This is a genomic window from Streptomyces silaceus, assembly GCF_001419745.1.
Classification (GTDB): domain Bacteria; phylum Actinomycetota; class Actinomycetes; order Streptomycetales; family Streptomycetaceae; genus Streptomyces; species Streptomyces silaceus.
On sequence record NZ_LIRJ01000367.1, the window covers coordinates 17,073 to 39,859 of the forward strand.

Genomic DNA, 22,787 nt, shown 5'->3' on the forward strand with positions numbered 1-22,787 from the left:
GTACGGCGATGCGTGAGGCACGGTTCGATGCGCGGGGCAACTGTGTGCGCTGGACGGAGGCCGAAGGGGCAGGGCCGGCGCGGGTGTACGTCCACGGCCTCGGCGCGGCCTCGACCGTCTATCACGCGCACATCGCCGCGAGGCCCGAACTGGCCGGTCGGCGCTCGCTGTTCGTGGACCTGCCCGGGCACGGCATCAGCGACCGTCCCGCCGACTTCGGCTACACCCTGGAGGACCACGCGGACGCGCTGGCCGGGGCACTCGACGAGGCAGGCGTGACCGGTGCGGAGCTCGTCGCGCACAGCATGGGGGGATCCGTCGCGATCGTGCTCGCGCACCGGCGACCCGACCTGGTGTCGAGACTGGTGCTCACGGAGGCCAACCTCGATCCGAATCCACCGGCGACGGCGGGCAGCAGCGGCATCGCCGGGTACACCGAGGAGGAGTTCGTCGAAGGCGGTGGCCACGCGCGCGTGCTGGAGAAGGTCGGGCCCTTCTGGCGGGCCACCATGCGTCTCGCGGATGCCCGGGCGCTGCATCGGAGCGCGATCGGGCTCGTGGCGGGGACGCGGCCCACGATGCGCCGGATGCTCATGGAGCTCACCGTGGACCGCGTCTTCGTGCAGGGCGCGGCCAGCGGCGAACTCGTGGGGCAGGATGAGCTGATGGCGTCCGGAGTGCGGGTGGTCGTCGTGCCGGATGCGGGACACAACGTCATGTTCGACAACGTGGACGCATTCGTGGCTGTCGTCGCAGGGCGTCCCTGACCTGCGTCTCGTAAGCCGAGCTGCTGGTCAGTCCTGGCGTACGGCCAGCGCCAGGTACCGGGCGTCCTCGTCGACGTACGACGTCATCCGCCAGCCGGAGCCGGCGAGGAGCGGACCGAGGTTGGCCGCGGCCCGCAGGTCGCCCGGAGTGATCTGCCGCCCCTGTCGCGCCGCCAGGGCTGCCCTGCCGATCGGGTGGAACAGCGCGAGCAGCCCTCCGGGACGCACCACACGCCGCAACTCCCGCAGGTTCTCCGCCGGGTCGGGCAGATGGGAGATCAGGCCGGCGCCGAACACGGCGTCGAGCGACTCCGTGCGCAGCGGCAGGCGGGTCACGTCCGAGAGCAGGAGGCGCCCGTCGCGGTCCCTGCCCGCGCGTGTCGCGGCCTCCAGCATGGCCGGTGTCAGATCCACGCCGAGCACCACGCCGGAGGGCCCCACGGCCTCCCTGAGCGCGGGCAGCGCCAGGCCCGTACCGCAGCCCGCGTCGAGGACTCGGGTTCCCTCGCCGAGTCCGAGCTCGGCGACGGCGGCCCGATACGCGGGCCCGTCATCGGGGAAGCGGGCGTCCCAGTCGGCAGCGCGGGCCGTGAAGAATTCCTGGACCTGTGTGTGGTCGTCGCTCATGCGCCCCATGATCCCGCAAAGAGTCGCACGCGCGTTGGGTGCACTCGTTCGAGCGTGACGCGATCGTTCAGGATCCTCTCTCAGTCACATTCCATCAGGTTTCGAAATGCGCCCCCGTTGTGCGCTCCTGGTCGGACTAGCGTCCTTGGGCCATGGGACACCTGGACCACGCCACCTTCGGCTGGCTGACCCCCGTGCTGTCGTACGCGATGGCCTGTATCGGCGCGGCCCTCGGACTGCGCTGCACCGTTCGCGCGCTGGGAGCCTCGGGCCGCTCTCGCCGCAACTGGCTCGTCACCGCAGCCTCCGCACTCGGCACCGGCATCTGGACGATGCACTTCGTCGCCATGCTCGGCTTCGGCGTGACCGGCACCGAGATCCGCTACAACGTCCCGCTGACCCTCCTCAGCCTCATGGTCGCGATGGCCGTGGTGGGAGCCGGAGTCTTCGCCGTGGGATACGGCCGCGACCGCGGGCGCGCGCTCGTGCTCGGCGGACTCACCACGGGACTGGGCGTCGCGAGCATGCACTACCTGGGCATGGCGGCGCTGCGACTGCACGGCGAGGTCCGGTACGACCCTCTGCTCGTCGGGGCCTCCGTGGTCATCGCCGTCGTCGCGGCGACCGCTGCTCTGTGGGCGGGCCTCAACATCAAGTCGCCTGCGGCGGTCGCGGTGGCGTCACTGGTCATGGGGGCCGCCGTGAGCAGCATGCACTACACCGGAATGCTCGCCGTGAGCGTGCGGGTGACTCCCTCCGGGGCAGCCCTGTCCGGCGCCACGACGACGCAGTTCATCTTCCCTCTCGCCGTCGGGCTCGGCTCCTACCTCTTCTTGACCTCCGCATTCGTCGCACTGTCCCCGACCACGGGCGAACGCGAGGCCTCCGTGTCGGCCGAGCGGCCGGTCGAGAGCGCCGCCCGATAGAGGCGCCCTTGCCGGCCGACGACGGCCGGGAGGACGCCCCGAACCCATCCGAGCGAGGAGGCCATGCGTACACCCCGAAGCACCGCCGAAACGGCCGCAGACGCCGAAGCGTCGCAGCCGGTCTCTCCCGTGCGCGGCCGCCGGGCCCACGCGGGCCCACCCGCCGACGAACGCCTCTCCGGAGAGGACCCATTCGCGGACACCGCGTCGGAACGAGTGCCCACGCGGGCGCGGCGGTGGCGGCTGAGGCCTCGCACGGTGCGCGCGAAGATCGTGTGTCTGCTGATGGTGCCCGTGATGTCGCTGCTCGCTCTCTGGGGATACGCGACCGTGACGACCGCACAAGACGTCGCACGCCTGCGGCTGTTGCAGTCCGCCGACACGAAAGTGCGCGCCCCGGTATCGGCCGCCATCACCTCGCTCCAGGCCGAACGCGTCGCCGCCGTGCGCTACGCCACCGAACCCGGCGCGGACCGCGGGGCGGTCCTGGAGAGGCAGGCGGCGCGCACCGACCGGGCCGTGGACGCACTGCGCCTCGGTGAAGGCCGGACCGTCGCCGATGGAGCGGGCCTGCCCGATGGTGTGGCGGAGCGTCTCGAAGAATTCGTCACCGGAGCGGCGGCACTGCGCTCGCTGCGGACCGAAGTGTTGGATCGCCGAACGGGTTGGGACGCGACCTACGGCCAGTACACGAAGACGATCACGCAGGCCTTCGGCGTGCGCGGCGCACTCACCGGCATGCAGGACACGGCACCGGGCTCCTACGCGCGCGTGCTCCTCGAATTCTCCCGGGCGGGCGAAATGCTCTCCCGTGAGGACGCCGTGCTCGCGGGCGCTCGGCTGGACGGGGCCTTGGCCGGTGAACGGCTCCGGCTGTTCACCGGCGCCGTCGACACCCGCAGGACGCTGGCGGAGACGGCGGTCGCCGACCTGCGCGGATCCGAACGGGCTGCCTGGCGCGGCGTGGAGAGCGGTGCCGCCTACGCTGCCGTGCGCGCTGTCGAGGACAAGGTGCTCGTGGCCGAGCCCGGTGGCGCAGCACTCGCCGCGGCTCCCGCGGGTACCTGGGACACGTCCTACGCGGCTGTCCGGGAGGATCTCGACATTATCGAGGACGGAGCGGCCCGCAGCGCCGCGGACCGCTCCGAACCGTTCGCGCACGGCGTGCTCACTTCGGCCGGTGCCGCCGTGCTCCTGGGGCTGGTCGCCGTCGCCGCCTCACTCGTCATCTCCGTACGCATCGGTCGCGGCCTCGTCGTCGAACTGGTCAGCTTGCGCAACAGCGCTCTGGAGATCGCCCGCCGCAAGCTCCCGCACGCCATGCGACGACTGCGCGCCGGGGAAGAGATCGACATCCACGCCGAAGCTCCCGTCGGGCCGCCCGCGGAGGACGAGGCGGGGCAGGTCTCCGAGGCGCTCTGCACCGTCCACCGGGCGGCCCTGAGCGCGGCGGTCGAACGGGCGGAGCTCGCCAGCGGCATCTCCGGAGTGTTCGTCAACCTGGCCCGCAGGAGCCAGGTCCTCGTGCACCGTCAGCTCGGGCTCCTGGACACCATGGAGCGCAGGGCCGACGACCCGGACGAGCTCAGCGACCTCTTCCGGCTGGACCATCTGACGACCCGTATGAGGCGCCACGCGGAGAGCCTGATCATCCTCTCTGGAGCGGCACCGGGCCGGGCCTGGCGCATGCCTGTGTCCCTGACGAACGTGGTTCGCGCGGCGGTCTCCGAAGTCGAGGACTACGCGCGCGTGGAAGTGCGCCAGCTCTCCGCCGCCTCGATCCTCGGGACCGCCGTCGCCGACCTCACCCATCTCCTGGCCGAACTCGTCGAGAACGCCGCCCAGTTCTCACCACCGCACACGAAGGTGCGGGTCAGCGGTGAACCGGTCGGCAACGGCTACGCCCTGGAGATCGAGGACCGCGGCCTGGGCATGGGCGCGGACGCGCTCACCGAGGCCAACCACCGCATCGAACAGTCCGAGGCGCTCGACCTGTTCGACAGCGACCAACTCGGCCTCTTCGTAGTCAGCAGGCTCGCCGCACGGCACCACATCAAGGTGCATCTGAGCACGTCCCCCTACGGCGGCACCACCGCCGTCGTACTCCTGCCCACCGCGCTCCTGCACAGTGACACGACGGAGAACGAAGAGGCCCACACAGTGGAGCGCAGGACCGCTCCGGACGCCCTGAACAACGAGCACGCACGCGTGCAAGGAGCTCCGCAACAGCACATGAACAGCACTCCCGTTCCCGGACCGGCCCCCCGACCCGCCCTGGCAGCCGCGACCCAGGCCCCGGAGCCACCCGGCGTCACCAAGCTGCGGCCGCACAGGACCCGGGACGCAGGCGAGCCCCGTACCCCGGACCGCAGCCTCGATGGCGCCGAATCACCCGGTGTCTTGGAAGCCGAGGAGCAGGACACGGCAGGCGAACTGCCGCGCCGCGTCCGCCAGGCCAGCCTCGCCCCTCAACTACGCGAACGCCCAGGGGACGGCGAGGGCCCGGCAGACACCGACGGACAGGGCCCGACCGGCACCGCGGGAGCGGACGACCGCAGCCCCGAGCAGGTGCGTGACCGCATGGCGGCCTATCGCGACGGCTGGGTACGCGGCGGCGGCCGGCTCCCGGGCGTCGTCGCCCCGGTCCCCGCCACCGAACGTCCCGTACCGGGCAGCGACAGCAGCGAAGGAGAACCCACATGATCCAGGACCAGCGCACCCCCACTGGGCGGAGCGGCGAACTCGACTGGCTGCTGGACGACCTGGTGCTGCGCGTCGGAGAGGTACGGCACGCGGTGGTGCTGTCCAACGACGGACTGCCGGTCGGCGCGTCGACCGCACTCACCCGCGAGGACGCCGAACACCTGGCCGCCGTGGCCTCGGGCTTCCACAGCCTGGCCAAGGGGGCGGGCCGGCACTTCGGGGCCGGGGGAGTGCGTCAGACCATGGTCGAGATGGACGACGCCTTCCTGTTCGTGGCGGCAGCGGGCGACGGGTCCTGCCTCACCGTACTCAGCTCGGTCAGAGCCGACATCGGCCTCGTCGCGTACGAGATGGCACGCCTGGTCAAGCGGGTGGGCGAGCACCTCTACACGCCGGCACGCTGCGCCACGCCACCGCAGGCCGCCGGATGACCGGGGACGGTCGACGTTCATGACCGAGGAGACGAGCGGCCACCCGCATCCACCGGGCGGCCAGTGGTACGACAACGAAGCAGGGCCTCTCGTCCGGCCCTACGCGATGACGGGCGGGCGCACCAGGCCGGGACCGAGCGGTGTCGGATTCGATCTGATCGCCCTCGTCTCACTCGACGGCAACGCCCCGGGACCGAACGACGTCACGGCGCTGGGCCCCGAGCACCGGGCACTGATCGAGCTGTGCCGGACCGAGACCCAGTCGGTCGCCGAGCTCGCCGCCGACGCCGATCTGCCGGTGGGCGTGGTGAGAGTGCTCCTCGGCGACCTGCTGGACATGGGCTGCGTCACCGTCAGCCGACCGGTGCCGCCCGCACAGCTTCCCGACGAAAAGATCCTCCGAGAGGTGATCGATGGGCTCCGAGCACTCTGACGCCACGGGCGGCGAGAGCGCCGCCATGGCACTGAAGATTCTGGTCGCGGGCGGCTTCGGGGTGGGCAAGACGACCCTGGTCGGCGCGGTCAGCGAGATCCGACCGCTGCGCACCGAGGAACTGCTCAGCGAGGTCGGCCAGTCGGTGGACGACACCGAGGGCGTCGACCGCAAGACCACCACGACCGTGGCCATGGACTTCGGTCGCATCACCATTCGGTCGGGACTGTCGCTGTACCTGTTCGGCACCCCTGGCCAGGACCGGTTCTGGTTCCTGTGGGACGAGCTGTCACAGGGCGCCCTCGGTGCCGTCGTCCTCGCGGACACCCGGCGGCTCGAGGACTGCTTCCCCGCCGTGGACTACTTCGAGCACCGACGCATCCCGTTCGTCGTGGCGGTCAACTGCTTCGCGAACGCGCGTACGTATGGCGCGCATGAAGTGTCACGGGCCTTGGACCTCGACCGCGGAACGCCCGTGGTGCTGTGCGACGCACGGGACCGCGATTCAGGGAAGGAGGTGCTGATCCGGCTGGTCGAGTACGCCGGGCGGATGTACACCGCCCGGCTGCTCGACTCGGTCGGCTGACCGTTCAGTCGGAGACCCCGGAGTACGCGAGTACCTTCTCGATCCGCACACGGACGAGGAGTTCCCCCGGAACGCCGTTGCGCCTGCCGAACTCCTCGGCGCGGTCCTCACCCATGTAGCGCGCGCCGATCCGGGCCGCCCAGTGCTGGAGCTGGTCGATGTCCTCGCTCAGCTCCGCGCGGCCCTGGAGGACGACGAAGGCGAACGGCGGCTGATCGTCGTCGACGCACAGGGCCACGCGCCCATCCCGCGCGAGGTTGCGTCCCTTCACGGTGTCCTTGCCGGTGTTGAACACCACGTCGTCCCCGTCGATCAGGAACCAGATCGGCGCGATGTGCGGGCTGCCGTCCGCCCGGACGGTCGAGAGTTTGCCGGTTCGGGTCCCTTGTGAGACGAAGGCCCGCCATTGGTGATCGGTCATCTTCTGTGCCATGTCCTCATCATGCTTGCCGGGGCGCCGGTCGTGGTGAAGGCTGGCAGGTCAGATCCCCCGGCCGGGGGGAACAGACGCGGGGAGACGGGAACATGGGGCAGAGCACGGGGCTCGGCTGGCTGTTGGACGACCTGACGCAGCGGATGGAGCACGTACGACATGCGCTGGTGCTGTCCAACGACGGCCTGGTGACGGCGGCGAGCTCGGACCTGCAGCGCGAAGATGCGGAGCACCTGGCCGCGGTCTCGTCGGGTCTGCACAGCCTCGCCAAGGGATCGGGGCGTCACTTCCACGCCGGCAACGTGCGCCAGACGATGATCGAGTTCGATGACGCGGTCCTCTTCGTCACGGCGGCGGGGGACGGCAGCTGCCTCTGCGTCCTGAGTTCGTCCGAGGCCGACATAGGCCAGGTCGCCTATGAGATGACGCTGCTAGTGAACCGCGTCGGCGAGCACTTGGGCGTGGGCGCAAGGCAGCCGGAACGCACCCCCGTCGTGGACCTCTGACCAGCTCGCTGACCAGCGCTGACGCTGCCACGACAAGAGTTATCCACAGGGTCAGCGGGAATCGCTGTGGTCGGGCTACGGTTTTTCCCGAGAGCAATCGGATCTCACGGGGGAGAACCACCATGACCGGTGACACGATCACGCAATCCACCACGTCCAAGCCCGTCCGGCCGACGGTGACGCTGAGTCGAGCCGCGAGGGAACTCGGCCTGAAACGAGGCGAGTTCGACCTGGCTGTGACGCTCGGGCGGATCCGCACCGTCGGGGAAGCGCCGGGCGGCCAGCGCCGCGTCGCCTGCGCGGAGATCGATCGCGTGCGCGGGAGCGAAGGCTTCCCGGAAGCACTGCACCAGAGCATCAGAGCCGTGGGCACCGCCGAGGGCGCGCGGCTCATGGACATCACGACGACCCGCTTCACTCGGCTGGCCCGCGCGGGCGTTCTGACGCCGGTGAAGTTCTATCTGAACCGGTACCGGACCGTTGTCTGGCTCTATCTGGCTGAAGAGCTTCGTCATTTCACCCAAGGCGAGGCCAACGCGGACCTGCTCACCGGACGCATGCCGGGAGAGATGCGCGAGCGGCTCGACCAAGGTCAGGATCTGCGGGCGCGCAACTGGCGGGGCCGCTACGCGGCGTTCTTGTTGAGTCAGTACGACAACCCATGGGAGCGCGCCGCCGCCATGGCCTCCCTCCTCGATCCCGTGCGGCTCGCGGAGATCGTCAGGGATCCCTACGAACGTGCCTATCTCAACCGGCTCAAGCCCATGCCTCGCACCCAAGGCGCTCCGGACTCGCCCGTCGCCCGGATCGTCGAACGGCTCACGACCGCGGACGACCCCGACGAAATCCGGTGGCTGCGCTCCAGTCTCCTGATCGGGCTCGTGCAGGCCCGCGCGCAGCGGCCGGCGCCCAGGCCCGCATCCCGACCCGAGGCACGGACCGTGCCCGAGCCGCCCGACCACGCCAAGGAGCCGCAAGCAGCGAGCGATGTCGCGGCCGAGGCTTCGCTTCAAGAGTCCCGAGGCCTGATGAAGTGGCTGCGCCGCAGGCGGACGTAGTGCGCCGCGGGCGGGGGACCGGGGACCGCGCCTCTGCTACATCGTCGCGTCCAGGTCCTTGGCGTACTCCTCGATGGCAGGACGGTAGCCGGCGATCTCCGGATCGTTGGTCGTCTCGGCGAGCAGCATCAGGAGGATCTCCATCGCGTCATGCGTCCGGCCGGTGTTGTACAACGCCATGGCCAGGAACGTCTTGAGCGCGCCGTCGTCGGGGAACTCGCGCGCCGCCTCGCCGAGCAGCGCGGCGGCCTCCTCGTAGCGTCCGAGGATCCGATAGGTGCTGCCCAAGCCCAGGAGGGCTCCGCGACGGTCGTCGTCCGACAGGTCCGAACCGTCCAGCGCGCGTTCGTAGTACGGCACCGCCTCGGCCTCCAGGCCGAGCGTGTCGTGGACCCACGCCGTCTGGTAGGCGACCTCCGCGTCCTGCGGGAGGCGCTCGGACAGGGCGACGAGCCGTTCCCTGGCCTCCTCTCGCCGGCCGGCCTGGCGGAGCCGTATGGCCTCCGCGAGCAGTTGGTCCCTGTCCTCGACCCAGTTCCCGCTCAATTCCCTGTCCCTTTCCTTGCCTTGTCCAACGGGCTCAATGCCTTGTTCATCGAGCCTGCGCCGTGCTCAACAAGTCCTGCTCCAGGCCTATGCCACACCTCTTGAGAAGGGAGACACATATGCCCACCGAGCCCCGACGTCGGCCCGCCACGAAGCCGTCAGGTGGCCAGCTCGTCCTCGAGCCACGTACGGCCGCGGGTGCGAGGGGCGAGTCGTACGCCGCCCAGACGTACGGTGAGGCGCTCGGCCTCCACCTGCACCGCGCGTTCCGCGTCCGTGCCGACGTCCTCGAGGAACCGGCACACGATCTCGCCGCCGCCGTCCTGGGCCCAACCGCCGACGATGCGACCGTTCCACCACAGGGAGGGACCGATGTTGCCGTTCCTGTCGAAAAGACGTGGGCCGTGCTCTCCCAGGAACCAGTCACGGTGCTGCCAGCCCATCGGAGTCGAGTCGAGTGCCGGCAGCAGAGCGGCCCACGGCTCGGGGCGGGGAGTCTCGGCGAGGTCGTCGGCGAGCAGCAGCCCGACCGTGCCGTCCAAGTCGACCTCGACGGGACTCAGTTGCGCCAGGGCCCGCTTCGTCTGGGTCTTGGTCCATCCGGCCCACCACCGCAGATCGTCCGCCGTGGCCGGACCGAACACCCGGAGCCATCGGCGTGCGAGCTCGGTTTCCGCCTCCCGGGTCTCCCACTCGGTGAGGCCGCCGGGAAACCAGTCCGTCAGCGGAGCCCAGCGGTACTGGTGAGAGGTCCACGTGCCGCGCGGACGTCCACGCACCACATGTCCCTCGGCGGCGAGCAGCAGCAGGAGCCGGCTGGCCAGTTTCTGCCGACCCTCGTAGGCCTTGCCGCGCGCCATGACCAGTTCGGTGCTCAGCCGCGGGTCGTCGCTCGCGAGCTCCGTCGCCGTCGCCTCGCCCCGCTCCTTGAGCGCGCGCAGGGCCACGGCCTCGGTCTCCGACAGCCACGCCGCCACCGTGACCTCGTCATCGGCCACGCCGGACTCCGCCAGCATTTTCAGGAGCAGACGACGCTCCCGGGCAGCGACCGTACGCGAACAGGCGGCCTGCAGCACGGGAGCCATGTCCAGGGAGGTGACGAAGACCGTACGGCGCATGCCCATGAACCGGATCAGCGAACGGTCCTCGTACAGGGCACGTTCCACGTCCGCGACCTGACCGTCCCGCATGCGGGCCCATGCGCCGACGTACACCGACGACGGATCGGTGCTGTGCAGGGCCAACAGCGACCGTGCCACCTCGACCGGATCGTCCGACCGGGTGTCCGTCGTCAGCCGGTGGCGCAGCGCAAGTCGTGCCCGCCGCTCCACCACGTCGATCCGCCGCACCGTGCCTCCCGTCCGGGCCCTACGCCGCTCACGCGCCTTCTGTCGGGCCGTCCATGTGCCTCTCCCCGTACGGCCGGAACAGCCCTTCCTGCACCACCGACACCAGGAGCCGACCCACAGTGTCGTAGATGCGGCCCCGGGCGAGTCCGCGGCCCCCCACGGCGATGGGGGACTCCTGGTCGTACAGGAACCACTCGTCCGCGCGGAACGGGCGGTGGAACCACATGGCGTGGTCGAGCGATGCCATGTCGAAACCGCGGGGACCCCACAGCGGCTCCACCGGGATGCGGACGGCATCAAGGAGCGTCATGTCGCTCGCGTAGGTCAGGGCGCACGTGTGGACGAGCGGATCGTCCCCCAGCGGGCCGACGGCACGCATCCACACCGCGCTGCGCGGTTCCGCGTCCTTGACCTCCTCGGCGGTCCAGCGCAGCCGGTCCACATAGCGGATGTCGAAGGGCTGACGCCGGGCCATGCGCTCCAACTGCTCGGGGAGCGCGCCGAGGTGCTCCCGGATCTCCTCGGCGACCGTCGGCAGCGACTCCGGGGCGGGAGCCGCGATGCGCGGCGGCAGCTGGTGTTCGAAGGCGCCCTGTTCGGGCTGATGGAAGGAGGCGGTGAGGTTGAAGATGGTGCGGCCCTGCTGGACGGCGGTGACGCGGCGCGTGGTGAAGGAGCGCCCGTCCCTGACCCGCTCCACCTGGTACACGATCGGTACCCCGGGGCGGCCCGGGCGCAGGAAGTACGCGTGCAGCGAGTGCACCGGGCGGTCGCCCTCGGTGGTGCGGCCCGCCGCCACCAGGGCCTGCCCGGCGACCTGCCCGCCGAACACACGCTGCAAGGACTCCTCCGGGCTGCGGCCCCGGAAGATGTTGACCTCGATCTGCTCCAGGTCCAGCAGGTCGACCAGCCGGTCGGCGGGATTGTTCATGACGGTTCTTCGACTCCTGTCCGGGACACGCGGGTCGTCGGGGCGCTCAGAGCTGGCCGACGTCCGTGACCCGGACGACGGCGCGGCCCTCCTCGTCGGAGGCCGCGAGGTCCACCTCCGCGCTGATGCCCCAGTCATGGTCACCGTTCGGGTCGGCGAACGTCTGGCGGACGCGCCACAGACCGTGCTCGGGATCCTCCTCGATGAGCAACAGCTTGGGACCGCGGGCGTCGGGGCCGGTGCCGAGATCTTCGTACTCGTCCCAGTACTTGTCCATGGCCTCGCCCCAGGCATCCGCGTCCCAGCCGGAGTCGGCGTCGAGCTCGCCCAGTTCCTCGACGTGGTCGAGGGCGGCCAGCTCGACCCTGCGGAACAGCGCGTTGCGCACCAGGACGCGGAAGGCGCGGGCGTTCGCCGTGACCGGCTTGACCTGGTCGGCCTTCTCCTGGGCCTCCTCCGCGGTCATGACCTCGGGGTTGGCGAGCTGCTCCCACTCGTCGAGGAGGCTGGAGTCGACCTGGCGGACCATCTCGCCGAGCCAGGCGATCAGGTCCTCCAGGTCCTCGGACTTCAGGTCGTCCGGGATGGTGTGCTCCAGGGCCTTGTACGCGCTCGCGAGGTAGCGCAGCACGATCCCCTCGGTGCGGGCGAGTTCGTAGAAGGAGGTGAACTCGGTGAAGGACAGCGCCCGCTCGTACATGTCGCGGATGACGGACTTCGGGGACAGCGGGTGGTCCCCGACCCACGGGTGGCTGGTGCGGTAGGTGTTGTAGGCGTGGAAGAGCAGCTCTTCCAGGGGCTTGGGGTACGTGATGTCCTGGAGCCGCTCCATCCGCTCCTCGTACTCGACGCCGTCCGCCTTCATCAGGGCCACGGCCTCGCCGCGCGCCTTGTTCTGCTGGGCGGCGAGGATCTGGCGCGGGTCGTCGAGCGTGGATTCGACGACGGACACCATGTCGAGGGCGTACGAAGGGGACTCGGGGTCGAGGACCTCGAACGCGGCGAGGGCGAAGGTCGACAGCGGCTGGTTGAGCGCGAAGTCCTGTTGCAGGTCGACCGTCAGACGCACGATGCGGCCGGTGGCGTCCGGCTCGTCGAGCTTCTCCACGATGCCGCCGTCCAGGAGCGAGCGGTAGATCGCGATGGCCCGGCGGATGTGGCGCAGCTGCTGCTTGCGCGGCTCGTGGTTGTCCTCCAGGAGGCGGCGCATGGCCTCGAAGGCGTTGCCGGGCCGGGCGATCACCGACAGCAGCATGGTGTGCGTGACACGGAACCGGGAGGTCAGCGGCTCGGGCTCGGAGGCGATGAGCTTCTCGAAGGTGTTCTCGGTCCAGGCCACGAACCCCTCGGGCGCCTTCTTGCGGACCACTTTGCGACGCTTCTTCGCGTCGTCGCCGGCCTTGGCGAGCGCCTTCTCGTTCTCGATGACGTGCTCGGGGGCCTGGGCGACCACGAAGCCCGCCGTGTCGAAGCCCGCGCGTCCGGCGCGTCCGGCGATCTGGTGGAACTCGCGGGCGCGCAGGGTGCGGACGCGGTTGCCGTCGTACTTGGTGAGGGCGGTGAAGAGCACCGTGCGGATCGGGACGTTGACGCCTACACCCAGGGTGTCCGTGCCGCAGATGACCTTGAGCAGGCCGGCCTGCGCGAGCCTCTCGACCAGGCGACGGTACTTGGGCAGCATGCCGGCGTGGTGCACGCCGATCCCGTGCCGGACGTAGCGCGAGAGGTTGCGGCCGAACTTGGTGGTGAAGCGGAAATTGCCGATCAGGTCGGCGATCTTGTCCTTCTCCTCGCGCGTGCACATGTTGATGCTCATCAGCGACTGTGCGCGCTCGACGGCCTGGGCCTGGGTGAAGTGCACGATGTAGACCGGCGCCTGCTTGGTCTCCAGGAGCTCGGTGAGCGTCTCGGTGATCGGCGTCAGACGGTACTCGTACGACAGTGGCACCGGGCGCGTCGCGGAGCGGACGACCGAGGTGGGGCGGCCCGTGCGGCGCGTCAGGTCCTTCTCGAACATGCTGACGTCGCCGAGCGTCGCCGACATGAGGATGAACTGCGCCTGGGGCAGTTCGAGCAGCGGGATCTGCCAGGCCCAGCCGCGGTCCGGCTCGGCGTAGAAGTGGAACTCGTCCATCACGACCTGGCCGATGTCGGCGTCCTTGCCGTCACGCAGCGCGATGGAGGCGAGGACCTCGGCCGTGCAGCAGATGACGGGGGCGTCGGCGTTCACGGAGGCGTCGCCGGTCAGCATGCCGACGTTCTCGGTGCCGAAGAGCTTGCACAGGTCGAAGAACTTCTCCGACACGAGGGCCTTGATGGGCGCCGTGTAGAAGGTGACCTTGTCCTGGGCCAGCGCCGTGAAGTGCGCACCCGCCGCGACGAGGCTCTTGCCGGAGCCGGTCGGCGTGGACAAGATCACGTTTGCCCCGGAGACCACCTCGATCAGCGCCTCCTCCTGGGCCGGGTAGAGAGTGATGCCCTGGTCCTCGGCCCACGACGAGAAGGCTTCGAAGAGGGCATCGGGGTCGGCATCCGGCGGCAGCTGATCGATAAGGGTCACACCCCCATCTTGCCTTCCTTCTCACCCGATCAGGGAACCGGAGGTCCGTACGAAGATCACGAACGCTACGCTGTGTCGCCAACGGGGCGTCAGAACAACGGAAATGGGGCGGGCAACACCAATGATGGGACCGGCACACTCACTGTCGGGAGCGGCGGCCTGGCTGGGGGTCGGCGCGGCCGCGGCGGCCGCGGGGCACACGATGCCCTGGCCGGTTCTCCTCGTCGGAGCGCTGATCTGCGCCGGAGCGGCGCTCGCGCCCGACCTCGACCACAAGTCGGCGACCATTTCGCGAGCCTTCGGTCCGGTCTCGCGGGGCCTGTGCGAGATCGTCGACAAACTCTCGTACGCCGTCTACAAGGCGACCCGCAAACAGGGGGACCCCCGTCGCTCGGGCGGGCACCGGACGCTCACGCACACGTGGCTGTGGGCGGTCCTGATAGGCGCGGGTGCCTCCGCGCTGGCGATCTTCGGTGGCCGCTGGGCGGTGCTCGGGATCCTCTTCGTCCACATGGTGCTGGCCATCGAAGGCCTGCTGTGGCGGGCCGCTCGTGGATCGAGCAGCGACGTGCTGGTGTGGCTGCTCGCGGCGACGAGTGCCTGGATCCTCGCCGGGGTGCTCGACAAGCCGGGCAACGGCTCGGACTGGCTGTTCACCGCGCCCGGCCAGGAGTATCTGTGGCTGGGGCTGCCGATCGTGCTCGGCGCTCTGGTGCACGACATCGGGGACGCGCTGACCGTCTCCGGGTGCCCGATCCTGTGGCCCATCCCCATCGGCCGCAAGCGCTGGTACCCGGTCGGGCCGCCGAAGGCGCTGCGGTTCCGGGCCGGCAGCTGGATCGAGCTCAAGGTGCTGATGCCGGTGTTCATGCTGCTCGGGGGAGTGGGCGGCGCGGCCGCGCTGAACTTCATCTGAGAGACGGCGCGGGTCGGCTGCCGCTGAAGGACGGCGCGGGGCGGCTGCTCCTGAGGGACGGCGGGGATGGGCCTCATCTGCGCGACGGCACGCGTCGGCCTCGGCTCGGAGAGGGCCCTCTTCCTCCGGGGCGGCCGGGCAGTGGCTTCGGCTCACGAGGACGCCGGGCGCGGGCGGTCACCGTGCCAGGAGTGCCACAGCTCCGCGTAGGCACCGTCGGCGGCCACGAGATCGTCGTGGGTGCCGAGCTCGGTCACCCGGCCGTCCTCCATGACGGCGACACGGTCCGCGTCGTGGGCCGTCTGCAGACGGTGGGCAATCGCGATCACGGTGCGCCCCCGCAGGACGGTGGCCAGCGCGCGCTCCGTATGGCGCGCCGTGGTCGGGTCCAGGAGAGCGGTGGCCTCGTCGAGGATCACTGTGTGCGGATCCGCGAGCACGACGCGGGCCAACGCCAGCTGCTGGGCCTGCGCTCCGTGCAGCTGGTGCCCGCCGGGTCCCAGCTCCGTGTCCAGGCCGGCCGCGAGTCCGTCGGACCAGTCGGCGCCTACGGCGGTGAGAGCGGCGCGCAGCTCGGTGTCCGTGGCCTGCTCCGCCGCGATGAGCAGGTTGTCCCGGACACTGCCGAGGAACACGTGGTGCTCCTGCGTGACCAGCACGACCTGACGGCGCAACCGGTCGGGGGTGAGGTCGGCGATCGGGACCCCGCCGACGGTCACCATTCCCTTGCCGGGTGCGTCGATGCCCGCGAGCAGTCGGCTCAGGGTGGACTTGCCGGCGCCGGAAGGGCCGACGATGGCGAGCCGCTCGCCGGGACGGACGGAGAGATCGACGCCACGCAGAACGTCGACGCCGTCGCCATAGGCGAAGCGCACCCTTTGGACGTCGATCCGATCGTCCTTGGGGATGTGGTCAGGAGCCGGGGCGGAGTCCGCCTCTCCCGTGTCGGCGGGCCCGGTCGACCTCGTGGGCGCGGCGGCCAGGCCCTCGACCCGGGCGAAGGAGGCACTGCTGCTCTGCAACTGCTCGACCTGCTGCAAGATCGTGTCCAACGGCTGGGAGAGCTGCCGCAGGTACAGGGCCGACGCCACGACCGTTCCCAGACTCACCTGGCCGTGCTCGTGCAGCGCACCGCCGACCAGCAGTACGGCGACGACGGGGATGGCGTACGAGACGTCGATGGACGGGAAGAGAACGCTGCGCAGGAACAGCGTCCGGTCGCGAGCGGAGACGCAGCGCTCGATCTTCTCCTCGCTGTCGGCGATACGAAGGTCCCGCAGCCCGAGGGCCTCGACGGTACGTGCGCCGGTGGCGGTGGCGGAGAGGGCCTCTGCCAGTACGGAGTGGGCCGCTCCCTGGTCGAGGTAGGCGGAGCGGGCCCGGCGCAGGTACCAGCGGGTGGCGAACCAGATGCCGGTGAGGCCGAGCACACCGCAGGCGCCGAGCAGCGGATCGAGCAGAAGGACCGCGCCGAGAATGAACAGTGCCTGCACGGCCGCGACGAACACGTCGGGTCCGGTGTCGCGCAGTGTCTGCCCGGCGGTCATGACATCGGTGGTGCCGCGTGCCGTGAGATCGCCGGCGCCGGCGCGTTCGACGGCAGAGGCGGGCAGGGCCAGTGCCCTGTCGACGAACTGCTCGCGGATGCGGGCCAGGGTCCGTTCGCCGAATCGGTGGGCGAGGTATCGGGCGTGGCGGGTCAGCAGAAGCTGGGCGACGGCTCCGACGAGGATGCCGAGCGCGAGACGGTCCACGGCCGCGACGCCTCCACCGTCCTTGACCGCGTTGATGATGCGCCCGACGAGCCAGGGGCCGACGAGGCCCGCGGCCGCGGCGAGCGCGTTGAGGACGATCATGGCGACGAAGGTGCGTCTGTCCTGCCGGATGAAGTGGAGAGCCGCGCGCCGCACCTGGCGTGGGCCGGCCACGGGCAGGTGCCCGGGTATCGCGTCCGGCGTGTCGTCGGCGGCGCGGGGCGGCTTCATCGGAGGGCCTCGTGAGTGGGGAGGGTGGGTTCCTGGGACGCCGGAGGGATGGGGCTCGCGGGAGGACGGGAGCTGTCGTGGTTCTCGTCGGTTCTCTGTTCCGGGCTCTCGTCCGTGCCGCGCGACACCACCTGCCGGTAGTCCGGGCGTGTGGCGAGCAGGTCGGTGTGGCGGCCGATGGCGGCGACTTCGCCGTCGATCAGGTAGTACACGGCGTCCGCCTGGTCGAGGACGAGAGGAGAGGCCGTCGTGATGAGGGTCGTGCGGCCCGCGCGGGCGGTGCGGAGCCGGGCTGCCATCCTCGCCCCCGTGTGGGCGTCGACCGCGGAAGTGGGGTCGACCGCCATGAGGACCTCGGGATCGGCGAGCAGGGCGCGGGCCAGGCGGACGCGCTGACGCTGGCCGCCGGAGAGATTGCCGCCGTGCGGGTCGAGAAGAGAGTCGAGCCCGTCCGGCAGGCCGAGCACGATGTCCCGGGCGACGGCGGCGTCGATGGCTCGGTCAAGGCTGTCCTCGTCCGGGGTGTGGCGGCCCGAGACGGCCGTACGCAAGGTGCCGGCGAAGAGGTCGGCTTCGTTGTCCGCGACGAGAATCCGGGCGCGGACCTCGTCCGATGGGAGGGCCGAGAGGAGGACCCCACCCCAGGTGGCCTGCGAGGGGACGAATCGGCCGAGGCGGTCGACGACGTCCGTGGCATCGGACGCGCGAGCACTGACGAGGGTGGTCAGGATGCCGGGCGCCACCTCCACGCCGGATTGCGGATCGCGCAGCACGGATGCCGTGGTGGGACGTGTCTCGGGCTCACCTCCGGCCCCGGCTCCGACCTGACCCCCGGCCTCGATCTCACCCTGGGCATCGGCCTCGGTCTCGCCCCACCTCTCCGGTTCCAGGTTCAGGAAGTCCACGACCCGGCGCGCTGCCACCAGGCCTCGCCCGATGTCGTAGCCGCTTTCGATGAGAGAGGACACCGGCACCACGAGGACGGCGACGTAGCCATAGACGGCCACCAGCTCGCCCACGGTGATCGTTCCTTGAGCGGCCATGCGTGCGGCGAGCCAGGTGACGGCCGCCAGGAACAGGGTCGGCAGGCCGAGGCCCAGTGCCTGGATCCAGCTGACGGTCGAACCGACCCGGTAGCCCTCGTCCCGCAGCTCGCGCGAGCCTGCGCGGTAGCGGGCCGCGAAGACGCCCATGCCGCCCAGACCGTTGAGCACGCGGAGTCCGCCTGCCAGGTCGCCGAGCAGCGCGGCGAGTGTGCCCTGTCGTTGCCGGTACGCCGTTTCGACTCCCTGCAGGCGGTTCAGGAGAGGCCCGACCAGGAGCGCGAGCAAGGGGACGCCCAGCAGGACGACCAGGGCGAGCGGCACGGAGACGGACAGCAGCAGGACGGCCACCACGATGTAGGCGAGCACCGCGCCGACGCCGGGGCCTGTCACCGTGAGGGTCTGGCCGATGACGCCCACGTCGGCGTGCCCGATCGTGACGACCTCACCGGCCGATATCCGGCGGGGGAGCGTGGCGCCCAGCCGGGTCGCGTGGTCGACCACGACACGGACCGTGCGGAAGTAGGCGTCGAGCCGGATCCGCGTCATCGTGCGATGCCGCATGATCGCCAGCCAGGCGTTGAGGGCTCCCACACCGAACAGGGCCGCCGCCCAGCCGACCAGTGCGGTCCGGCTCCCTGGACGCAGCCCGTCGTCGATCGCGCGAGACAGGACGTAGGGAGGAAACGTCAGACATACCATCCACGCGCTGCCCAGCAGGGCGCCGACGGCGACCCGACGGCGCTGGCTGACGGTCACCCACCAGAGGTAGTGGCCAGCGCCGCGACGGTCGGGGGAGCCGGGATCCGTGGAGGGTGCAGCCATGCGCGCAGCCTAACGATCCCCGTCCGCGGGCCCATCTGTCCCCTTCGTGTCGAGTCTGCGCCCCATCGTCGTCAGGAGCCTGCGCTCAGCTGTCGTACGGAGCCCGCGCTCAATCGTCGTACGGAGACGGTACCCACGTGCCGCACGGAGACTGCGCCCACCTGTGCAGAAGCACGGCGTCCGGGAGCCGCGAGACGCGGTCCCGGACGCGTGCGCGTCGTTCTACCCGTGCCACGACCGCCACAGCGCCGCGTACGCGCCGTCGGTCGCCACCAACTGGTCGTGGCTTCCCAGTTCGCTGATGCGGCCGTTCTCGACCACGGCGATGACGTCCGCGTCGTGCGCGGTGTGCAGGCGGTGGGCGATCGCCACGACGGTGCGGCCGTCGAGGACGCGGGCGAGCGAGCGTTCCAGGTGCCGTGCCGCGCGTGGGTCGAGGAGCGAGGTCGCCTCGTCGAGTACCAGCGTGTGCGGATCGGCGAGGACCAGCCGGGCCAGGGCGATCTGCTGGGCTTGGGCGGGCGTCAGGGCGAAGCCGCCGGAGCCGACCTCGGTGTCGAGGCCCTCGTCGAGACCCCGGGCCCAGTCGGCTGCGTCGACCGCGCCGAGCGCCGCCCACAGTTCGGGGTCCTGCGCCCCGGTCCTGGCGAGGAGGAGGTTGTCGCGCAGGGAGCCCACGAAGACGTGGTGTTCCTGGTTGACCAGGGCCACATGCGCGCGCACGTCCTCCGCGGGCATGGCCGACAGCGCGGCGCCGCCCAGGGTGATGCGGCCGGCGCGCGGTCCGTAGATCCCGGCGAGCAGCCTGCCCAGCGTCGACTTGCCGGCGCCGGACGGGCCGACGAGGGCGACACGCGACCCCGGTTCGACGGCCAGGGACACCTCGCGGAGGACGTCGACGCCCTGCCGGTAGCCGAAGTGCACGTCGTCGGCGAGGACATGGCGTCCGTCCGGGGTGACGGAGGGGTCGCCCGCGTCCGGTTCGATGTCGCGGACGCCGACGAGGCGGGCCAGCGACACCTGGGCGATCTGCAGCTCGTCGTACCAGCGCAGGATGATCCCCAGCGGGTCGACGAGCATCTGGGCGATGAGGACGCCCGTGGTCAGCTGGCCCACGTCGATCCAGCCCTGCAGGACGAAGACCCCGCCGATCATGAGGGTCGAGCAGAGCACGGTCGTGTGGGTGAAGTTGATCACCGGGAAGAGGACCGACCGCAGATAGAGCGTGTAGCGCTCCCACGCGGTCCATTGCTTGACGCGGCGCTCCGACAGTTCGATGCGACGGTCGCCGAGGCGGTGGGCCTCGACGGTGCGTCCCGCGTCGACGGTCTCGGCGAGCGCGGCGGCCACGGCGGCGTACCCGGCGGCCTCGGAGCGGTAAGCGGCGGGTGCCCGCTTGAAGTACCAGCGGCAGCCCACGACGAGGAGCGGTACGGCGACGAGCACGGCGGGCGCCAGGGGAGGCGCGGTCACCACGAGTCCGCCGAGCAGCAGCACCACCCACACCACGCCGATGGCGAGCTGCGGCACGGCCTCGCGCATGGCGTTGGCCAGGCGGTCGATGTCCGTGGTGATGCGGGAGAGCAGGTCACCGGTGCCGGCGCGCTCCAGGACCCCGGGCGGCAGGCCGACGGAGCGTACGAGGAAGTCCTCCCGCAGGTCCGCCAGCATCCGCTCGCCGAGCATCGCGCCGCGCACCCGTACCTCACGTACGAACAGCGCCTGTACGAGGAGCGCGACCGTGAACAGGCCGATGGTGAGTTCCAGGTCGAGGTCACGGGTCCCGTCCGAGACCTTGTCGACCAGACCGCCGAGCAGATAGGGACCGACCATCGAGGCGACCACGGCGACGGTGTTCGCCGTGATGAGCAGCAGGAAGGCCCGGCGGTGCCGCTGGAACAGCTCCCGGACATAGGTGCGCACGGTCGACGGCGCGCCGATGGGCAGGGTCTCCGCGGTCGTGGGTGCCGCCGGGTCGTACTCCGGTGGCGCCAGGCCGATCATGCCGTCTCCTCGATGTCGAATGCGGTCAGGGCTTCTGTGGCGGCGCGCTCCGCCTCGGTCTCGCGGGTCACGACCGCGCGGTACCGCGGTTCGCTGTGCACCAGTTCGCGGTGCTCGCCGACCGCGGCGACCTCGCCGTCGGCCAGGAAGACGACGCGTTCGGCGCGGTCCAGGAGCAGGGGCGAGGAAGTGAGGACCACGGTGGTGCGCTGGTGGCGCAGGCGCCGGATGCCCTCGGCGACCCGGGCCTCGGTGTGGGAGTCGACGGCGGACGTCGGCTCGTCGAGGACGAGGGCCTCGGGGTCGGTGACGAGCGAGCGGGCCAGGGCGAGGCGCTGGCGCTGGCCACCGGAGAGGGAGCGGCCGCGTTCGGTGAGGTGGGCGGCCATCGGGTCGTCGTTCACGGACGCCTGTGCCAGCGCGTCGAGGACGTCGGCGCACTGTGCGGCGTCCAGCGCCTGCTCGTGGGTGACGGCTCCGGACGCGGGTACGTCGAGGAGCTCGCGGAGCGTACCGGAAAGCAGGACGGGGTCCTTGTCCTGGACGAGGACGGCAGTGCGGGCCGTGGACAGCGGGACGTCGTCGAGCGGGACGTCGCCGAGGCGCACGGACGGCAGGTCCGCGGCGCCTTCGAACGCCGGGTGTCCGCCGAGCCGTTCGGCGAGGCGCCCGGCCTCGTCCGGGTCGCCGCACACCACGGCGGTGAGGCGTCCGGCCGGGGCGAGGAGCCCGGTCGCGGGGTCGTACAGGTCACCGGCCGGCACCGGCGCGTCGGCCCACTCGCCACGTTCGGTGGCGTCAGCCGGCGCACGCCCCTCGACCCCCCTAGCGCCCTCGACACCCTCAGCGCCCTGGGTGTCCTCAGCGCCCTCGACACCCCCAGCGCCCTGGGCATCCCCAGCGCCCTCAGCATCCACAGAGCCCTCAACGCCCTCAACGCCCGCGGAGTCCTTGGAGCCTGCGGACTTGCCGGCCGCCCCTGCCTCTGTGCCCTCCGCGCCCTCCGTCGACGTCCGCTCCAGCGAAAGCACGCGGGCGGCCCGTTTCGCGGAGGGCCGGGAGAAGGAGTACGCCATGGCGATCTCCTCGAAGTGCCGCAGCGGATAGCTGAGCATCATGATCGCGCTGTAGACGGTGACGAGTTCGCCGACGGTGATCCGGCCCTCGCGGGCGAGGTTCACCCCGTGCCAGACGACCGCGATCAGCAGCAGCCCCGGCATCAGGACCTGGATGGCCGTGATGGCCGCCCACATGCGCGCGCTGCGCACCGCGGCCGAGCGGACCTCCTGGGAGGCGCGGCGGTAGCGGTCGAGGAAGAGTTCCTCGCCGCCGATGCCGCGCAGGACGCGCAGACCGGCGACGGTGTCCGACGCCAGTTCGGTGGCGCGCCCGGCCTTCTCGCGCTGGAAGTCCGCCCGGCGCGTGGCGCGGGGCAACAGCGGGAGCACGGCGAGGGCGAGCACCGGGACGCCGATCGCGACGACGACGCCGAGTGCGGGCTGGTAGACGAGGAGCCCGGCGCAGACGAGGAGGACCGTGAGCGCCGCTGCCGCGAACCGCGAGAGTGCTTCGACGAACCAACCGATCTTCTCGACGTCTCCGGTGGAGACCGCGACGACCTCACCGGCGGCGACGCGCCGGGTCAGGGCGGAGCCGAGCAGTGCCGTCTTGCGGGCGAGGAGCTGCTGCACCCGGGCCGCGGCCGTGATCCAGTTGGTGACCGCCGTGCGGTGGAGCATCGTGTCGCCGACCGCGACGGCGACGCCGAGGAGGGCGAGCAGCACGCCCGCGAGGGCGAGCCGGCCGCCGGAGCGGTCGAGCACGGCCTCGACGGCGACGCCGACCATGTACGGCAGGCCCGCGATGGCGGTGAAGTGCAGCAGGCCCCAGGCAAGGGACTTGAGCTGCCCGCCGAGCTGATTGCGGCCCAGCCACAGGAGGAAGCGGGGACCCGATCGGGCATCCGGGACGCCGGGGTCGGTATACGGAAGATCGCGAATCTGCATGACGTCCCAGGATTCGGTGCGGCGGCCGTCGGCCCCGCGGAGCGGAGGAGGCGCGGACGGCGGTAACAAACCGTGAAAGGTTCACCTCGTACGGTGGGCCGAAGCAAACGGTTTTCCGCCCCGGGGTAAAGAATCAGCCCGTTCTCCCCGCG

The 22,787-nt window shown here is 70.9% G+C and carries 19 protein-coding genes; 9 read left to right on the plus strand and 10 right to left on the minus strand.

The genetic code is table 11. The features are described from left to right. Positions 1-8 precede the first annotated feature (8 nt). The gene (locus AOK22_RS29695) at positions 9-767 is read left to right on the plus strand and encodes an alpha/beta fold hydrolase (protein ID WP_079036900.1); all 759 of its coding nucleotides are present in this window, start codon (positions 9-11) and stop codon (positions 765-767) included. Between the two features lie 27 nt (positions 768-794). On the opposite strand, the gene AOK22_RS29700 is transcribed toward AOK22_RS29695, so the two are convergent. Next, positions 795-1,394 (minus strand): class I SAM-dependent methyltransferase, encoded by a 600-nt coding sequence (locus tag AOK22_RS29700; RefSeq protein WP_055701826.1) that lies wholly within the window; start codon positions 1,392-1,394, stop codon positions 795-797. Between the two features lie 152 nt (positions 1,395-1,546). Here AOK22_RS29700 and AOK22_RS29705 point away from each other — a divergent pair, with 152 nt between their 5' ends. The 5 genes from AOK22_RS29705 (at position 1,547) to AOK22_RS29725 (ending at position 6,473) form a co-directional block, all read left to right on the plus strand. Next, positions 1,547-2,320 carry an MHYT domain-containing protein gene (locus AOK22_RS29705; protein WP_055701808.1) on the plus strand — a complete coding sequence of 258 codons (774 nt, stop codon included), beginning with the start codon at positions 1,547-1,549 and terminating at the stop codon, positions 2,318-2,320. 63 nt (positions 2,321-2,383) lie between these two features. After that, the gene (locus tag AOK22_RS29710; RefSeq protein WP_055701809.1) at positions 2,384-5,023 is read left to right on the plus strand and encodes a sensor histidine kinase; all 2,640 of its coding nucleotides are present in this window, start codon (positions 2,384-2,386) and stop codon (positions 5,021-5,023) included. Further along, the gene (locus AOK22_RS29715) at positions 5,020-5,454 is read left to right on the plus strand and encodes a roadblock/LC7 domain-containing protein (RefSeq protein ID WP_055701810.1); all 435 of its coding nucleotides are present in this window, start codon (positions 5,020-5,022) and stop codon (positions 5,452-5,454) included. The genes AOK22_RS29710 and AOK22_RS29715 overlap by 4 nt, the downstream gene beginning before the upstream one ends. Positions 5,455-5,473: 19 nt before the next feature. Continuing rightward, the gene (locus AOK22_RS29720; protein ID WP_055701811.1) at positions 5,474-5,887 is read left to right on the plus strand and encodes a DUF742 domain-containing protein; all 414 of its coding nucleotides are present in this window, start codon (positions 5,474-5,476) and stop codon (positions 5,885-5,887) included. After that, entirely contained in the window at positions 5,868-6,473 is a 606-nt protein-coding gene (locus AOK22_RS29725) for a GTP-binding protein (protein ID WP_055701812.1), read from the plus strand. The genes AOK22_RS29720 and AOK22_RS29725 overlap by 20 nt, the downstream gene beginning before the upstream one ends. A 4-nt stretch (positions 6,474-6,477) precedes the next feature. On the opposite strand, the gene AOK22_RS29730 is transcribed toward AOK22_RS29725, so the two are convergent. Further along, a complete protein-coding gene (locus AOK22_RS29730; RefSeq protein ID WP_055701813.1) occupies positions 6,478-6,906 on the minus strand; it encodes a PPOX class F420-dependent oxidoreductase in 429 nt (142 codons plus the stop codon). Positions 6,907-6,998: 92 nt separating this feature from the next. Between AOK22_RS29730 and AOK22_RS29735 the strand changes: the two genes are divergently transcribed. Together AOK22_RS29735 and AOK22_RS29740 are read left to right on the plus strand one after the other, a co-directional pair. Continuing rightward, a complete protein-coding gene (locus AOK22_RS29735) occupies positions 6,999-7,412 on the plus strand; it encodes a roadblock/LC7 domain-containing protein (RefSeq protein ID WP_055701814.1) in 414 nt (137 codons plus the stop codon). 122 nt (positions 7,413-7,534) lie between these two features. After that, entirely contained in the window at positions 7,535-8,470 is a 936-nt protein-coding gene (locus AOK22_RS29740) for a DUF6397 family protein (protein WP_055701815.1), read from the plus strand. A gap of 36 nt (positions 8,471-8,506) precedes the next feature. On the opposite strand, the gene AOK22_RS29745 is transcribed toward AOK22_RS29740, so the two are convergent. The 4 genes from AOK22_RS29745 to AOK22_RS29760 all read right to left on the minus strand — a co-directional run bounded on the left by AOK22_RS29745 (position 8,507) and on the right by AOK22_RS29760 (position 13,856). Then, positions 8,507-9,016: a tetratricopeptide repeat protein gene (locus AOK22_RS29745; RefSeq protein WP_055701816.1), complete on the minus strand. Its 510-nt coding sequence runs from the start codon at positions 9,014-9,016 to the stop codon at positions 8,507-8,509. Between the two features lie 158 nt (positions 9,017-9,174). After that, positions 9,175-10,365: a winged helix DNA-binding domain-containing protein gene (locus AOK22_RS29750; protein WP_055701817.1), complete on the minus strand. Its 1,191-nt coding sequence runs from the start codon at positions 10,363-10,365 to the stop codon at positions 9,175-9,177. A 28-nt stretch (positions 10,366-10,393) separates the two neighbouring features. Beyond that, a complete protein-coding gene (locus tag AOK22_RS29755; RefSeq protein ID WP_055701818.1) occupies positions 10,394-11,296 on the minus strand; it encodes an acyl-CoA thioesterase in 903 nt (300 codons plus the stop codon). Between the two features lie 46 nt (positions 11,297-11,342). Further along, a complete protein-coding gene (locus tag AOK22_RS29760; protein WP_055701819.1) occupies positions 11,343-13,856 on the minus strand; it encodes a DEAD/DEAH box helicase in 2,514 nt (837 codons plus the stop codon). 121 nt (positions 13,857-13,977) lie between these two features. Between AOK22_RS29760 and AOK22_RS29765 the strand changes: the two genes are divergently transcribed. Continuing rightward, a complete protein-coding gene (locus AOK22_RS29765) occupies positions 13,978-14,772 on the plus strand; it encodes a metal-dependent hydrolase (RefSeq protein ID WP_055701820.1) in 795 nt (264 codons plus the stop codon). Between the two features lie 152 nt (positions 14,773-14,924). On the opposite strand, the gene AOK22_RS29770 is transcribed toward AOK22_RS29765, so the two are convergent. The 4 genes from AOK22_RS29770 to AOK22_RS29785 all read right to left on the minus strand — a co-directional run bounded on the left by AOK22_RS29770 (position 14,925) and on the right by AOK22_RS29785 (position 22,635). Next, entirely contained in the window at positions 14,925-16,757 is a 1,833-nt protein-coding gene (locus AOK22_RS29770; protein WP_055701821.1) for an ABC transporter ATP-binding protein, read from the minus strand. Then, complete coding sequence (locus tag AOK22_RS29775; RefSeq protein WP_079036901.1) at positions 16,754-18,625, minus strand: ABC transporter transmembrane domain-containing protein; 1,872 nt, start codon at positions 18,623-18,625, stop codon at positions 16,754-16,756. The genes AOK22_RS29770 and AOK22_RS29775 overlap by 4 nt, the downstream gene beginning before the upstream one ends. A gap of 222 nt (positions 18,626-18,847) precedes the next feature. Further along, positions 18,848-20,629 (minus strand): ABC transporter ATP-binding protein, encoded by a 1,782-nt coding sequence (locus tag AOK22_RS29780; RefSeq protein WP_055701822.1) that lies wholly within the window; start codon positions 20,627-20,629, stop codon positions 18,848-18,850. Further along, positions 20,626-22,635: an ABC transporter transmembrane domain-containing protein gene (locus tag AOK22_RS29785; protein WP_055701823.1), complete on the minus strand. Its 2,010-nt coding sequence runs from the start codon at positions 22,633-22,635 to the stop codon at positions 20,626-20,628. The genes AOK22_RS29780 and AOK22_RS29785 overlap by 4 nt, the downstream gene beginning before the upstream one ends. Between the last annotated feature and the right edge of the window lie 152 nt (positions 22,636-22,787).

What these genes read in the sequence shown, in the direction of transcription:
- AOK22_RS29695 (WP_079036900.1), top strand. Translation starts at nt 9, where the DNA reads ATGCGTGAGGCACGGTTCGATGCGCGGGGCAACTGTGTGCGCTGGACG.
- AOK22_RS29700 (WP_055701826.1), bottom strand. Translation starts at nt 1,394, where the DNA reads ATGAGCGACGACCACACACAGGTCCAGGAATTCTTCACGGCCCGCGCT.
- AOK22_RS29705 (WP_055701808.1), top strand. Translation starts at nt 1,547, where the DNA reads ATGGGACACCTGGACCACGCCACCTTCGGCTGGCTGACCCCCGTGCTG.
- AOK22_RS29710 (WP_055701809.1), top strand. Translation starts at nt 2,384, where the DNA reads ATGCGTACACCCCGAAGCACCGCCGAAACGGCCGCAGACGCCGAAGCG.
- AOK22_RS29715 (WP_055701810.1), top strand. Translation starts at nt 5,020, where the DNA reads ATGATCCAGGACCAGCGCACCCCCACTGGGCGGAGCGGCGAACTCGAC.
- AOK22_RS29720 (WP_055701811.1), top strand. Translation starts at nt 5,474, where the DNA reads ATGACCGAGGAGACGAGCGGCCACCCGCATCCACCGGGCGGCCAGTGG.
- AOK22_RS29725 (WP_055701812.1), top strand. Translation starts at nt 5,868, where the DNA reads ATGGGCTCCGAGCACTCTGACGCCACGGGCGGCGAGAGCGCCGCCATG.
- AOK22_RS29730 (WP_055701813.1), bottom strand. Translation starts at nt 6,906, where the DNA reads ATGGCACAGAAGATGACCGATCACCAATGGCGGGCCTTCGTCTCACAA.
- AOK22_RS29735 (WP_055701814.1), top strand. Translation starts at nt 6,999, where the DNA reads ATGGGGCAGAGCACGGGGCTCGGCTGGCTGTTGGACGACCTGACGCAG.
- AOK22_RS29740 (WP_055701815.1), top strand. Translation starts at nt 7,535, where the DNA reads ATGACCGGTGACACGATCACGCAATCCACCACGTCCAAGCCCGTCCGG.
- AOK22_RS29755 (WP_055701818.1), bottom strand. Translation starts at nt 11,296, where the DNA reads ATGAACAATCCCGCCGACCGGCTGGTCGACCTGCTGGACCTGGAGCAG.
- AOK22_RS29765 (WP_055701820.1), top strand. Translation starts at nt 13,978, where the DNA reads ATGATGGGACCGGCACACTCACTGTCGGGAGCGGCGGCCTGGCTGGGG.
- AOK22_RS29770 (WP_055701821.1), bottom strand. Translation starts at nt 16,757, where the DNA reads ATGAAGCCGCCCCGCGCCGCCGACGACACGCCGGACGCGATACCCGGG.
- AOK22_RS29775 (WP_079036901.1), bottom strand. Translation starts at nt 18,625, where the DNA reads ATGGCTGCACCCTCCACGGATCCCGGCTCCCCCGACCGTCGCGGCGCT.
- AOK22_RS29780 (WP_055701822.1), bottom strand. Translation starts at nt 20,629, where the DNA reads ATGATCGGCCTGGCGCCACCGGAGTACGACCCGGCGGCACCCACGACC.
- AOK22_RS29785 (WP_055701823.1), bottom strand. Translation starts at nt 22,635, where the DNA reads ATGCAGATTCGCGATCTTCCGTATACCGACCCCGGCGTCCCGGATGCC.